This window comes from Leclercia sp. 29361, from assembly GCF_011290365.1.
GTDB classification, from domain to species: Bacteria; Pseudomonadota; Gammaproteobacteria; order Enterobacterales; family Enterobacteriaceae; genus Enterobacter; species Enterobacter tamurae.
In genome coordinates, this window is sequence record NZ_CP049786.1 from 3,710,489 (window position 1) to 3,727,035 (window position 16,547).

General features: G+C 64.6%; 1 protein-coding gene. It reads left to right on the plus strand.

The features are described from left to right. The first annotated feature begins 372 nt into the window (after positions 1 to 372). Positions 373 to 16,515 carry a BapA/Bap/LapF family large adhesin gene (locus G7090_RS17755; RefSeq protein ID WP_166183489.1) on the plus strand — a complete coding sequence of 5,381 codons (16,143 nt, stop codon included), beginning with the start codon at positions 373 to 375 and terminating at the stop codon, positions 16,513 to 16,515. Positions 16,516 to 16,547 lie beyond the last annotated feature (32 nt).

The following is a 16,547-nucleotide window of genomic DNA, read 5'->3' on the forward strand; positions in this document are numbered from 1 at the left end:
CTGGGCTCCATGACTCAACACCCGCACAAATAACGCCTTCAATATCGCTAACCCTTTATTAACCGGTGCTTAATTTGCGCTTTTAGCACTTTCTGGCTATATCAAATTAAGTCAATCCGAAATTGTTACCAATATTAAAGACAAGGATTTTACCGCCGAGAAATATACCCCCATACGCCTTACCCCCCTGAATATCAAGGGCAAAATACCGCTGCCACCATCGCTTTATCGGCAGCCATTAATAACTTTTAAATAATTACCCTGGGTCATTGTTGCAAATAAACAGTTTCCCTACGGGTGGCGCTCAATCTGCTCAATAGAAATGGCTTAAACCGCTCGCCATTTCATTGCACTCTGCCGGGAGTAATATACATGAGTAAAATCACTGTCATCTCCAAACTGACGCACGTGGAATCGGTAACAGACGGGACTCAGGTCACGCTGAATGACTCCTCCATCGTTAAGATCAACGCCGAACGGGCCGACATTCTCGGCTACGAACGCAGCGGCAATGACCTGATTGTTAAGCTGGCCGACGGCGAAACCCTGACCCTCAAAAATTTCTTTGTCGCCGGCGATCAGGGTATCAGCCAGCTGGTGCTGGAAGAGGAGAATGGCGCGCTGTGGTGGATTGCCGATCCAATGGCCGCTGAAAGCTACCAGTCGATTGCCTCCATTGATGCCCTGCTGGCAGGCACTACCACCGCGTCGGCAGGTGAAGCGGCGATCTGGCCGTGGGCCCTGGGTGGCGTGGCGGTGGCAGGGGGCATTGCCCTGGCTGCAGGTGGCGGTGGCGGTGGTGGAAGTGACAGTGATAATGGTAATGGCGGTGGCAGCGACGGCGGCAATGGCAGTAACCCCACTCCGCCGGTCACCAACCCGAACGACACCACGCCTCCCGGCGCGGCCGGCAACCTCAGATTCTCACCAGACGGCACTCAGCTTAGCGGGAGCGCCGAAGCCAACAGCATCATCACCGTCACCGATGCCAACGGGAATGTGGTCGGCAGAGGTCAGACCGACAGCAACGGTGAATTCACGGTCGATCTGGGCACCCCTTACACCAACGGCGAAACCCTGACCGTCACCCCTACCGACGGGGCAGGCAACACAGGACCGGGCACCCCGGTGACCGCCGCGGATACCACCCCGCCGCAGGCTCCAACCATCAACTCCGTTGTCGATGATGCTGGCAGCGCGACCGGATCGCTCACCAGCGGCCAGATCACCGACGACGCCCGCCCGACCTTTAGCGGCAGCGGCGAACCCGGCAGCACCATCACGGTTTACGACAACGGTAACGCCATCGGCACCGCACAGGTCAACAGCGACGGCAGCTGGAGCTTCACCCCGGACACCGCGCTGGGCGAAGGCGCACACCAGATCACCACCCGGGCCACCGATGGCGCGGGCAATACCGGCCCGGCCTCACCGGCCTTCAGCCTTACGGTTGACACCGTCGCCCCAAATGCCCCGTCCGGCGTGACGATCACTGACACCACCGGAACGGTGCAGGGCGTACTGGTCGCGGGACAGTCCACCGACGCCAACCGCCCTGCCCTGAACGGCACCGGCGACGTGGGCAGCATCATCACCCTCTATGACAACGGCCAGGTCGTGGGCCAGGCTACCGTTGGCGCGGACGGCAAATGGAGCTTTACGCCAGACACGCCGCTTGCCGATGGCGCGCACAGCATTACCCTGACGGAGACCGATCTGGCGGGCAACACCAGCGCCCCCTCCGCCCCGTTTGACTTTATCATTGACCGCACCCCGCCGGACCAGCCGACCATCGGCCTGATCCCTGGCGGCACTGAGGTCACCGGCACCGCCGAACCAGGCAGCACCATCACCATCACCGACGGGAATGGGACGGTGATTGGCAAGGGCCAGACCGATGCCAACGGCGACTACAGCGTTCCCCTCACCGAGGCACAAACCGAAGGGGATACCATCAACGTGGTGGCCTCCGATGCTGCCGGAAACCAGAGCCCGCCAGTGAGCACCGTGGTTGGCGATGTCACCCCGCCTGACGCCCCGACCAACCTTGCGATCAACCCTGAAGGCAGCATCGTCACCGGTAACGCCGAAGCGGGCAGCACCGTCACCATTCGTGATGGCGACGACATCATCGGCAGAGGGACCGCCGGTCCGGACGGCAGCTTCGAGATTATCCTCACCACCCCACGCCTGAACGGGGAAGACCTGGCGGTCACCGCCACCGATCCGGCGGGTAACACCGGGCCGGAAGGGGCCATTACCGCCCCGGACATCACCCCACCGCAGGCCCCGGTCATCACCAGCGTGGTGGATGACGTGGAGGGCATTACAGGCGTGGTCCTTAATGGGCAGATCACCAATGACACCCGTCCGGTAGTCACCGGTACCGGCGAACCTGGCGCCACCATTAATATCTACAACGGCGCGCTCCTGGTGGGTTCTGCCGAAGTGGATGCCGACGGCAACTGGTCCAGCGAGCTGGAGCTGAACGACGACGGCGGCTATGTGCTGACGGCGCAAGCCGTTGACGCTAATGGCAACACTGGCGGCTTGTCCAACAGCTGGACTATCATCATCGATGCCACCCCACCGGCCACCCCGGCCATTTCCCAGGTAATCAACGATCTGCCTGAGACCGCGGTGGCCATCAGCAACAACGGCACCACCAACGACAACCGTCCGACCCTGTACGGCACCGGCGAAGCGGGTTCGACCATCAGCATTCGGGTAGATGGCGTGGAGGTCGGCACGGCGCAGGTGGGCGACGGCGGGGAGTGGAGCTTCACCCCGGCCACGGCGCTTCTGGATGGTCTGCATGAGATCACCACGGTGGCGACAGATGCCGCCGGTAACAGCAGCCCTGCCTCCGGGACCTTTACCCTGACCATCGATACCGTCGCCCCTGAGATCCCGGCGATCACCCGGGTGGTGGATAACACCGGCAGCGTGCAGGGCGATATCAGCAACAACGTCCCGACCGACGAAACCCGTCCGGTGATCGAGGGGACTGGTCCGGCGAATTCGCAGATCAGCATCTACGAAGGCACCACCCTGCTCGGCACCACTACCAGCAATGCGGATGGCACCTGGAGCCTGCGGCTCGCCACGCCGCTGGTTAATGGCACCCACGTTCTGACCGCGTCGGTCAGCGATGCGGTGGGTAACATCTCCACCTCCGGCAGCTTTAACCTGGTGGTGGATACCCTGGCCCCGGGCACCCCGGAAGTACCGGCGATCACCGTCAACCCTGACGGAAGCGGTGAAGAGCCCCTCACCTCCGGCGGCAGCACCCGCGACACTACCCCGACCCTGAGCGGCACCGGGACGGAAGGCGATATCGTCTCCATCTACGACGGCACCACTAAAATCGGGGAAACCACAATCCCACCGGGCGGCAACTGGACCTGGACCCCGCCAGCAGGGCTGCCGAACGGCACCTACGATCTCAGCCTGACCGTGACCAACAAAGACGGCGCGGGCAACGAGAGCGCCCCGTCGCAGCCGGTGTCCATCACCATTGATACCGACGCGCCGGATCAACCTGATGCGCCGGTCGTCACCGATAACGTGAGCGAAATTACCGGGCCGGTGGGCAACAACGGCGCGACCAACGACACCCGTCCGGTGCTGAGCGGTACCGGCACACCGGATGACGTGATCAGCATTTACGACCAGACCACGGCAGGTAACGTGCTGGTGGGCGAAGTGGTGGTCGACATCAACGGCAACTGGACCTGGCGTGCCGAGGAGCCGCTGTCCGAGGGGTCACACAGCTTTACCGTTGTCGCTACCGATGCGGCGGGCAATGCCTCGGTGGTATCAGATGCCATCACCGTGACCGTCGACACCCTCGTGCCTGCGATCCCAACCATCGCCAGCGTGAATGACAATCCTGCCGCGGGCGGCAGCACCAACGACAACACTCCGACCGTCACCGGGACCGGCGAAAACGGCACCACGGTGATCCTCTACAGCAACGGGGTTGAAGTGGGCCGCGGGCTGGTCACCAACGGCAGCTGGTCTATCACCACGCCAGCGCTGAATGACGGCCCGACCACCCTCACCGTGGCGGCGGTGGATGCCGCCGGGAACGTCAGCGGCACCGGCAGCGACTTTGCCTTCACCATCGACACCGTGCCGCCGGGCAACCCGCAGCTGCTGGAGATCTCTGACAGCACCCTGGCCAACGGCACGCTGTACGTGAAGAGCGACATCCCGACCCTGAAAGGCACCGGCGAACCGCTGAGCACCCTCACCGTCCTGATCGACGGTAATCCGGTGGGCGAGGTGCAGGTCAACGAGCAGGGAGAGTGGACCTTCCCGCTGCCGGTCGGCAGCGAACTGCCGGATGACACCCACACCATCACCGTGGTGGCGACCGACGCGGCAGGCAACACCAGCCAAAGCAGCCCGGTCACCCTGGTAGTGGATACTGACGCACCGGATAGTCCAGTGGTCACCGGGATCGTCTCCGGCGGCACCCCGCTGAACGGTACCGCCGAACCGGGCTCCACCATTACGGTCACCGGCCCGGGCAACGTGGTGCTGGGTACCGGCGTGACCAACGCCGAGGGGCAGTTCTCTGTCGCCCTGACCCCACCGCAAAGCGATGCGGTGCTTCTCAGCCTGACCGCCAGCGATCCGGCGGGCAACGGTAGCGGCCCGACGACCTATAACGTCCAGGCCACACCAGAGCTGCCAGCCGTACCGACCATCGTCGCCATCCTTGATGACAACGGTACAGACGGCAACGTTAACGTCAAAGGCGGCAGCTCCAACGACACCACCCCTACCCTCACCGGTACGGCGATCCCGGGCAGCCTGGTGACGATTTACCTGGACGGCAGCACCACGGCGCTGGGCACCGTTACCGCTGACGCCACGACCGGTGCCTGGACGTTCCCGGTTGCTGAACTGGCCGAAGGCAACCATAGCTTCAGCGTGACCGCCACCGTTGACGGCCAGACCAGCGGCCTGTCGCCAGCGGCAACGGTCAATATCGATCTCACCGCCCCGGACGCTCCGGCGTTTGGTTCCGTGGTGGACGACGTCGGTCCGCTGACCGGGACAGTGGTCAGCGGCAGACCAACCAACGATGACCTGCCGACCTTCACCGGTACGGCAACCCCGGGGGATGTAATCCGCCTTTACGCGGACGATACCCTGATCGGCACCGCCACGGTGGGCAACACCGGGGCCTGGAGCATCACCCTGACCGAACCGCTGGATGATGGCACCTACGCCCTGACCCTCAGCGCCACCGATCCGGCCGGGAACGAAAGCTCACGCTCTGAACCGTTCTCCCTGGTGGTGGATACCACCGCGGGCGAAGCGATCATCACCGGGGCCAACGATGACGTCGGGCCGGTCACCGGCAACGTCGCCAACAACGGCAGCACCAATGACAACACCCCAACCCTGACGGGCACCGCGGAAGCCGGCAGCAGCGTCGCCATCTACGACGGCATCAACCTGATTGGCACCGTCACCGCCAGCCCTACCGGCGCCTGGAGCTTCACCCCGACTACCGTGCTGGCGGAAGGTCAGCACGTCTTTACCGTGGTCGCCACCGACAGCGCGGGCAACGTTAGCCCATTCTCGGAGGCATACACCCTGGTGGTGGACATGACCCCACCGGCTACCCCGGTGATTGTCAGCATCAACGATGACGTGCCGGGCAATACCGGTCTGCTGACCAATGGGCAGATCACCAACGATGTGCGTCCGGAACTGACCGGCACCGGCGTGGCGGGCAGCACTGTCCACATTCTGGATAACGGGATCGAGATCGGCACCGCGCTGGTCAGCGCCAGCGGCAGCTGGAGCTTTACTCCGACCAGCGATCTGGCCGCCGGACCTCACGATCTGCGCGTCAACGCCACCGATGCCGCGGGCAACGTCTCCGGTACCTCGCCGATCTTCAACATCAATATCGATATCGCCGCCCCACTGGCACCGGTCCTCAACACCGTGGTGGATGATGTCGGCACCGTGACCGGCACGCTGGACAGCGGTGATGTCACCAACGACGCGCGCCCAACCTTCACCGGCAGCGGCGAAGTGGGGGCCACCATCCGCATCATTGTTGACGAGCTGGAGATCGGCACCGCGGTGGTTAACGCCTCGGGCAGCTGGACCTTCACTCCGGAAACGGCGCTGGCAGAAGGCACCCGCAGCATCCGCTTTACCGCCACCGACGCCGCCGGAAACACCAGCCCTGCCAGCGATCCCTTTACCCTGACGGTGGATACCCTGGCCCCAACGGCGCCGACGCTTACCGCCATCAGCGATAACGTGGGCACCATTCAGACGCCAATCACCACCTCCGGCCAGACCACCGACGACACGACGCCGACCCTGACCGGCCAGGCTGAAGCCAATTCCAGCGTGGCGATTTACGACAACGGTGCCCTCGTCGCCACCGTGCAGGCCAACGAAACCGGCGACTGGAGCTGGACCCCGGCCACGGCCCTGACCAGCGGCAGCCATACCTTCACCACCAATGCCCGTGATGAAGCGGGCAACCTCAGCGAGACCTCCCCGGGCTTCACGCTGATTGTCGATACCCTGCCTCCTGCCCCGCCGACGATTACCCTGGCGATTGACAACATCGACCCGGTGACCGGCTCGCTCACCAGCGGCCGCACCACCAACGACGACCAGCCGGTGCTCACCGGCACCAGCGAACCGAACGCCCGGATACAGATTTTTGCCGATGACGTACTGGTGGGCGAAGGTATCGCGAATGCCGACGGCAACTGGTCAATCGAGGTCAACACCCCGCTCAGCGATGCCCTGCACAACTTCACCGCGGTGGCGATCGACGCAGCAGGCAATGCCAGCGATCCGTCCGCCATCTTCACCCTGACGGTGGATACGCAGGTTCCGGTCGCGCCGGTGCTGGTTTCGGTGGTCGATGATGTCGGCACCGAGGTAACCCTCACTAATGGCCAACTGACCAACGACGCCAGACCAACCCTCAGCGGCACGGCGGAAGCGGGCACTACGGTGAACGTTTACGACGGCACGACCCTGCTGGGCAGCGCCCTCGTTGGGGAGAACAACGCCTGGAGCTTCACCCCGCTCAGCCCGCTGGCTGACGGGGAACACACCCTGACGGTGACCACCACCGATGCGGCAGGCAACGTCAGCCCGCCGACCACCGGGTTTATCGTTAACGTCGATGCCACCGCCCCGATCGCACCGGCCATCACCTCGGTGGTGGATAACACCGGTTCGGTGCAGGGTCCGGTTCTCAACGGCAGCCCGACCAACGACACCCGTCCGACCCTCAACGGCACCGCCGAAGCCAATGCCATCGTGCGCATTTACGACGGCGAGACCCTGGTGGGCGAGACCACCGCTAACGCCGAAGGCCAGTGGACGCTGGATCAGACCCTCGTCGCCCTTGAGGACGGCAACCATAACTTCACCGCCGTCGCCATTGATGAGGCAGGCAACCTCAGCGCGGCCTCGCCGGTGGCCTCGATTATCATCGACACCCTTGCCCCGGGGGCACCGGACAGCTTCACCGTCCTCAATAACGGCACTACCCTTACCGGCCGTGGTGAAGCGGGCAGCACCATCACCGTACGCGATGGAAACGCAGTGATCGGTACCGGCGTGGTTGACGACAGCGGCAGCTTCTCCGTCACTCTCACCACGCCGAAACTGAACGGTGAACTGCTGACGGTCACCGCCACTGACATCGCCGGAAACACCGGCGCGGAAGGCCAGATCGCCGCCCCGGATACCACCCCACCGGCCATCCCGGTGATTACTGACGTGGTGGACAACGTGACCGCTGTCACCGGCACCGTCACCGACGGGCAGACCACCAATGATGCCACGCCGCTGATCCGCGGCACCGGTCCGGCCAACACCACTATCCAGATCTACAGCGGCACGGTGCTGATCGGCACCACGCAGGCCAGCGCGGAGGGCACCTGGGAGATCCAGCTCACCACCGCCCTGCCTGACGGCGGCCACGTCCTGACGGCGCAATCCGTCGACGCCGTGGGGAACAACAGCGCCGCCTCCAACAGCTGGAGCATCGTGGTGGATGCCACCGCCCCGGACGCGCCAGCGATCACCTCCGTGGTGAACGATCTCTCCGGCAGCCCGGTGGCCATTGCTGACAACGGTGCCACTAACGACACCCTTCCGACCCTGAACGGCACCGGGGAAGCCGGGACCACCATCAGCATTCGGGTGGATGGCGTTGAGGTCGGTACCACCCTGGTGAGCGCAGGAGGGGTATGGACCTTCACCCCTGAGGATGCCCTCGCCGAGGGGCCGCACGCGATCACCGTGGTGGCGACGGATGCCGCCGGTAACACAGGCGAGCCTTCCCCGGCCTTTAACCTCACTATCGATACCGTCCCGCCAGTCGCCCCGGTCATCACCGTAGCGGTGGACACCAGCGGAAGCGTCACTGGCGACGTGGTCAGCGACCAGCCGACCGATGAAACCCTGCCGCTGATCCGCGGGACCGGCCCGGCAAACGCGCAGATTAGCCTCTATGACGGCACCACCCTGCTCGGCACCGCCACAACCAGCGCAACGGGGGCATGGAGCATCCAGCTGACCGTGCCGCTGGGTAACGGCACCCACGCCCTGACCGCCACGGTCAGCGATGCGGCGGGCAACACCGCCACCTCCGGCACCTTTAACCTGGTGGTGGATAACGTGCCGCCTGCCACGCCGGACATCCCGGACATCACCGTCAACCCTGACGGCAGTGGCGAGACGGCTATTTCCGGCGGCGGCAGCACCCGCGATACCACCCCAACCCTGAGCGGCACCGGGAATGAGGGCGATATCGTCACCATCTACAACGGCACCACCCCGATCGGGGAAGCCACCGTGCAGCCAGACGGGACCTGGACCTGGACCCCGCCAGCGGGCCTGCCGAATGGCACCTACGATCTGAGCCTGACCGTGACCAACAGCGACGGCGCGGGTAACGAGAGTGCGCCGTCGAATCCGGTGACTATCACCATCGATACCGATGCGCCGGACGCGCCGGGGCTGCCAGTCGTCACGGATAACGTCAGCGACATCACCGGCCCGGTGAGCAACAACGGCGCCACCAACGATACCCGTCCGGTGTTGAGCGGCACCGGCACGCCGGATGACACCATCACCATCTATGACCAGACCACGACAGGTAACGTGCCGGTGGGCGAAGTGGTGGTCGACATCAACGGCAACTGGACATGGCGTCCGGACCAGCCGCTGGCCGAGGGATCACACAGCTTTACCCTCACCGCCACCGACGAGGCGGGCAACGTCTCGCCGATCTCAGGCAGCATGACGGTGACCGTCGACAGCAGCGTGCCTGATATTCCGGTGATCACCAGCGTGGCGGATAACGCCGGACCGGTCACCGGCAACGTTGCGGCGGGCGGCAGCAGCAACGATAACACCCCAACCGTCACCGGCAGCGGAGAGAGCGGCACCACCGTCATTCTCTACAGCAACGGCATCGAAGTGGGTCGCGGCCTGGTCACCAACGGTAGCTGGACCATCACCACCCCAGCGCTGAACGATGGCCCTACTACCCTGACCGTGGCGGCGCTGGATGCCGCCGGGAACGTCAGCGAGGCGGGCAGTGACTTTGTCTACACCATTGACACCGTGCCACCGGCGATCCCACAACTGCTGGAGATCACCGACAGCACCCTCGCCAACGGTGCGCTTTACGCCAACAGCAGCACGCCGACCCTGACCGGTACCGGCGAACCGCTGAGCACCATCACCGTCCTGGTCGACGGTAATCCGGTGGTCGAGGTGCAGGTCAGCGCCGAGGGGCAGTGGGCGCTGCCGATCCCGGCCGGTACGCCGCTGTCCGATGCCTCGCATACCTTCACCGTGGTGGCGAGCGATGCGGCGGGCAACACCAGTCAAAGCACGCCGGTTAGCCTGATCGTCGACACCCAGGCGCCGGGTGCGCCTGTGGTGACCGGCATCGTCTCCGGCGGTACGCCGCTGACCGGCACCGCCGAAGCGGGCTCCGTCATTACGGTAACTGGCCCGGGCAACGTGGTGCTGGGCACCGGCGTGACCAACGCCCAGGGCCAGTTCTCGGTGGCCCTGACCCCGCCGCAAAGCGATGCGGTTACCCTGAGCCTGACTGCCAGCGACGTGGCGGGCAACACCAGCCTGCCAGGATCCTATGACGTTCCGGCTACGCCAGCCCTGCCGGACGTGCCGGTTATCGACGCCATTGTGGATGACAACGGCACCGGCGGCGGCGTTAACGTTAAAGGCGGCAGCTCCAACGACGCCACCCCAACCCTGACCGGGACAGCGATCCCGGGCAGCCTGGTCACAGTCTATCTTGACGACAGCACCACGCCGTTGGGTACCGTGACTGCCGACGCCACCACCGGGGCCTGGTCGTTCCCGATTGCAACGGCCCTTGCTGAAGGCAATCACAGCTTCAGCGTCACCGCTACCGTGGGCGCAGAAACCAGCGGCCAGTCGCCAGGGGCGACGGTCAATATCGACCTCACCCCGCCTGCGGCGCCGACCCTCGGCACCCTCGTGGATAACGTCGGCACCGTGACCGGGTCAGTGGTCAGCGGCACGCCGACCGACGACAACCAGCCAACCCTGAACGGCACCGCGACGCCGGGCGACGTGATCACCATCTACTCCGGTGACGCTGTCCTTGGCACCGTACCCGTGAGCGCCACTGGGGCATGGAGCTTTACCCTGCCAGCAGCGCTGGACGATGGCACCTATACCCTGCTCATCACCGCGACCGACCCGGCGGGTAACCAGAGCCAGCCTTCTGCACCGTTCTCACTGGTAGTGGATACCGTAACGGCGGCACCGGTCATCACCGGGGCTAACGATGACGTGGGGCCGGTCACCGGCAACGTGGCGAGCGGCGGCTTCACCAACGACAACACCCCGACCCTGTCCGGCAGCGCGGAAGCGGGCAGCAGCGTGTCTATCTATGAAGGCGGCAGACTGCTCGGCACCGTGCTGGCTAACGCCAGCGGGATCTGGAGCTTCACCCCAACGGTGGTGCTGGCCGAAGGCCTGCACAGCTTTACCGCCATCGCCACCGACACCGCAGGCAACGTCAGCGAGGCATCCGGGGCTTACACCCTGACCGTCGACATGACCCCACCGGCCACCCCGGTGCTGGTCAGCGTCAACGACGACGTGGCGGGTAATACCGGCCCGCTGGTCAGCGGCCAGCTCACCAACGATGCCCGTCCGGAACTGACCGGCACCGGCGTGGCGGGCACCACTATCCGCATCCTGGATAACGGGGTCGAGATCGGCACCACGGTGGTGAACGCCGACGGTGGCTGGACCTTTACCCCGACCAGCGATCTGGCCCAGGGGCCGCATGAGTTGCGCGTCAGCGCCACCGATGCGGCAGGTAACGTCTCCGGCACCTCGCCAGCCTTCTCGCTGAGCGTTGATACCGTCGCCCCAGTGGCGCCGGTTCTGGGTAGCGTAGTGGATGATGTCGGGACCATTACCGGGCCGATCACCAACGGCGGCCTCACCAACGATGCCCGCCCAACCTTTAACGGCACCGGCGAAGCGGGCTCCACGGTGCGCATTCTGGTCGACGGGCAGGAGATCGGCTCCGCGGTGGTTAACGCCTCGGGCAGCTGGACCTTTACGCCTGACACCCTCCTTGAGGATGGGCTGCACAGCGTAACCCTGACCGCCACCGACCTTGCCGGGAATACCGGTCCGGTCAGCGGAGCCTTTACCCTGACGGTGGATACCCTGGCGCCGGCGGCACCGACCATCGTCGCGGCCGCCGATAACGTGGGCACCATCCAGACGCCGCTCACCGTCTCCGGCCAGGTTACCGACGACACCACGCCGACCCTGTCGGGCAGAGCCGCGGCGAACGCCACGGTCACCGTCTATGACAACGGCGTCGCCCTCGGCACCGTGCAGGCCACCGCCGCAGGCGACTGGACCTTCACGCCGGGGACCGAACTGGGCAACGGGAGCCACACCTTCACCGCCAGCGCCGTCGATGCGGCAGGCAACCTCAGTGAACTCTCGGCGGGCTTCACGGTGATTGTCGATGCGATCAAACCGATCGCGCCGGTCATCACTCTTGCCCAGGACGACGCTGGCACCATCACCGGCGCCCTGACCAGCGGCCAGCGCACCGACGACACCCTGCCGGTGCTTACCGGCACCAGCGAACCGAACGCCCGGGTACAGCTGTTTGAAGGTCAGACCCTGCTGGGCACCGCCATCGCCGATGGCAGTGGCAACTGGACCATCGCCCTGACCACGCCGCTCACCAACGCCCAGCACAACTTCACGGCGGTGGCGACGGATGCGGCAGGCAACGTCAGCGATGCCTCCGCCACCTTCAGCCTGACGGTGGATACCCTGCCGCCAGCGGTGCCGGTGCTGGTCTCGGTGGTGGATGATGTCGGCACGGTGGTGTCGCTCACCAGCGGCCAGCTGACCAACGACGCCAGACCGACCCTCAACGGCACGGCAGAAGCGGGCTCAACGGTGAGTATCTATGACGGCGACCTGCTGCTGGGCACCGTGGTGGCCGACGCCAACAGCGCCTGGAGCTTTACCCCAGCTACGCCGCTGCCCGACGGCCAGCGCGTCCTGACGGTGACCGCCACCGATGCGGTGGGCAACGTCAGTCTGCCGACCGCGGGCTTTAACCTTAACCTCGATGCCACCGCCCCGGGCGCGCCAGTCATCACCTCGGTAGTGGATGACGTCGGCACGATCCAGGGTCCGGTACTCAACGGCAATCCAACTAACGACACCCGCCTGACGCTCAACGGTACCGCCGAAGCCAACGCCGTGGTGCGGATCTACGACGGCACCACGCTGGTGGGCCAGGTGACGGCCAACGCCCAGGGTCAGTGGACCCTGCCGCAGACCACCACCACCCTCACCGACGGAGTGCATAACTTCACCGCCACCGCGACCGATGCGGCAGGCAACCTCAGCGCGGCGTCACCAGTCACCTCCATCACCGTTGACACCGTTGCGCCAGGCGCACCGGGTGGCTTCACCGTGCTTAACAGCGGGGGCCAGGTCACCGGCACCGCCGAGGCGGGCAGCACCGTGACCATTCTCGGTACCGACAACGTGACGGTACTGGGGACCGGCGTGGCTGATGCCAGCGGCAGGTTCAGCGTCACGCTCTCCACGCCGCAGGTTAACGCCGAGCTGCTGCACGTCTTTGCCACCGACCGGGCCGGTAACGCCGGGCTGACGGTAGATCTGCGGATGCCGTACTCGCTGGTGCCGAACCCACCGGTCATCACCAGCGTCAACGACAACGTGGGCAGCATCATCGGCAACCTGCTGAGCGGCCAGAGCACGGACGACACCACCCCGACTCTGACCGGGACCGCGCAACCGCTCTCCACTATCACCCTGTATGACAACAACGTGCTGTTAGCCACGGTGACCACCAACAGCGCGGGGGTCTGGACTTATACCCCAACCGTGCCGCTGGGTAACGGCTCCCACGCCTTTACCGCCACCGCGGGCAATGCAGTCGGCACCAGCCCGTCCACACCGCTGAGCACGGTTATCGTGGATACCGTCGCCCCGGGCACGCCGCAGGGTACCTTCAACGCCGACGGCAGCGTCCTGAGCGGTACTGCCGAAGCGGGCAGCACCATCACCCTGCTGCTGAGCGATAACAGCGTGGTGACCACCACCGCCAACGCCCAGGGAGCCTGGAGCTACACCTTCCTCGACAAGCAGTCCGAAGGGGAGCGGATCACCCTCTCGGCTACCGATGCGGCGGGTAATACCTCCGTCACCGGGACGGTAATTGCGCCGAACCTGCCGCTGTCCGCCAGTGACAACGTGGTGGGGCTGGACCTGACCACCACCGCCACCGTCAGCACTGCCCAGTACAGTGACTATGGCCTCCAGCTGGTGGGCGGTGTCGGCAACGTGCTTTCCCTGCTGGGGGAAAACTCCGCCCAGGTGACCTTCTCCGTACCAACCGGCGGTAGCGCGAACATGGAGATCAACGCCAGCGCCAGCGGCATCGTGCTCTCCCTGCTCAACACCCTGGAGGTGATTGTTCAACGCTGGAACGGCACCACCTGGACCACGGAAGTGGATACCGGTCTGCCGCAGTTCGCTAACCTGCTGACCCTCGGGTCCAGCGGCGTGACCCTCAACCTGACCGGCCTGCCGGGCGGGCAGTATCGCGTCCTGAGCTATAACTCCAACCTGCTGGCAACCGGGTCCTACACCAGCCTGGATGTGGACGTCACGCAAACCACCGCGGGCACCCTGACCGGCGCGCTGGTGAAAAACGGCAACGTCATCACCGACACCGATCCGGTGAGCGGCAGCGACAGCGCCCCGAACGGCACGGTGGTCACCAGCGTCACCAACGCCAACGGCGTCACCGTCAACGTGGCGGCGGGCGCGGCGGGCACTACCATCAACGGGCTGTACGGCACCCTGACCCTGCACGCTGACGGGAGCTACACCTACACCCTGACCAACACCAGCACCTCGGTGCTGGGCCGGACCGACACCTTCACCTATAACATCACCGGGAAAGGAGCGACGGACGATGCCCGCCTGGTGATCACCCTGGGTGAAAACACGGTGCGCAACAGCGTGACGGCGGTGGACGATACCGCCTCGCTGACCTTCAACACCCAGGTACAGTCCATCGACTATGGTCCATCGAGCCAGAGCGGCTTTACCGTGGTAGGTGTCAATCTGGGTACTGTGCTGAACCTCAACCTGCTGGACGATCGCAGCGAGACCATGAAGTACAGCGTCCAGGAAGGCACCACCCGCACCATGACCATTCAGGGTTCTGTCGGCGGGGTAGCCCTGGCGTCGGTGTTTGACCTCTATATCTACAAGTTCAACCCGGCGACTCAGAGCTATGAGCGGATGCGCACCGAGGCGGGCTGGCTGCGCGCGCCGCTGCTGGGGGGCACCTCGGCACCGCTGACGCTGACCCTGCCGGCCGGTGAGTATCTCTTCCTGATGAACACCGCGGCGGGGATCACGGTGCTGACCGGCTACCAGATCAACATTCTGGAGGATCATGTCTACGCCGTCACCAGCACCACTGCCGCCACCACCGGCGACGTGCTGCAGAGTGACATCGTGCCTGCCGGCACCGTCGTTACTCAGGTGAACGGTGTCGACGTGAACGCCACGGGCACCACCCGCATTGAGGGGCAGTACGGCACTCTGGATATCGACGCCCAGGGGAAATACACCTATACCCTGCGGAACGGGGTCGGGGCGGACCTGATCAGCACGCCGGATACCTTCGTCTATACCGTGACGGCACCGAATGGCGATAAGGACACCGCCTCGCTGAACATCACCCCAACGCCAGTGGCGCTGGATGCGGTCAACGACGTCAGCGATGCGCTGGTCTTCGACACCACCTCGCAGGTTGCAGCCTATCGCGATGATACGGTGGGTAACGCGACCTGGAACGCCGCCCTGCTCGCCTCTACCTCGGGCCGGGGTAGCGGAACATTTGTGGTGGCGGCCAACACCGCCCTGCATGACGTGGTGCTGCACTTCAACGTCGCCTCACTGTTGTCGCTGGGCGGCCTGAACGTGAACTGGACCATCACCGGGGCAGGAGTGACCCGAAGCGGTTCCTTCAATGGCGGTCTGCTGTTGGGCGGCGTGGCCACCATCAACCTGCCGGATCTGGATCTGAACGCCGGGACCTACACCCTTAACTTTACCGGGGCAATGGGTCCGCTGGGGTTGGGCCAGATCTCCATCACGCCGTACGTCACCGGTACCACGGTGTTCCTCAACAGTGAGCTCACCACCGCGGGCCACACCGTCACCGGCAATATCTTTGACGGCTCGGATTCGGGCGGCGTGCTGGATCAGCTCCATTCGGTGGACAGCCGTCTGAGCATCACCAGCTATACCGGTACCGTCACCACCCTGGACCCGTATACCACTGCCACGGCCACCGCCACGGTTCAGGGGCATTACGGGGTGCTGACCATCGGCGTTGACGGGGCGTATACCTACACCCTGAACAGCGGCGTCTCGCTGGCATCAATGACCACCAAGGAGACCTTCACCTACAAACTGACCGGCGATAACGGCACCACCGATACCGCGACCCTGACCATCAACATGGCACCACAGTTCGCCAGCTCCGAGCATAACGATACCTTCACCGGTAGCGCCTATGGCGACACGCTGATTTACGAGGTGCTCAACAGTACGGCGGGTAACGGCACGGCGGGCAACGGCGGCAACGACCACTGGACCAACTTCTCTCTGGCGCAGGGAGACAAGATCGATATCAGCGATCTGCTGGTGGGCTGGAACGGGGACAACGCCACGCTGGGCAACTATCTGAGTGTTACCAACAGCAATGGCAATACCGTGATCTCTGTCGACCGGGACGGTGCAGCAAATATTTACACCAATACTACACTGGTAACATTGGATAACGTTCAGACAACCTACGAGGAGCTGGTTAACCAACAACACATCATCACCGGATAGCGCTAATAACAAGACCCGGGCGCACGTCGCCC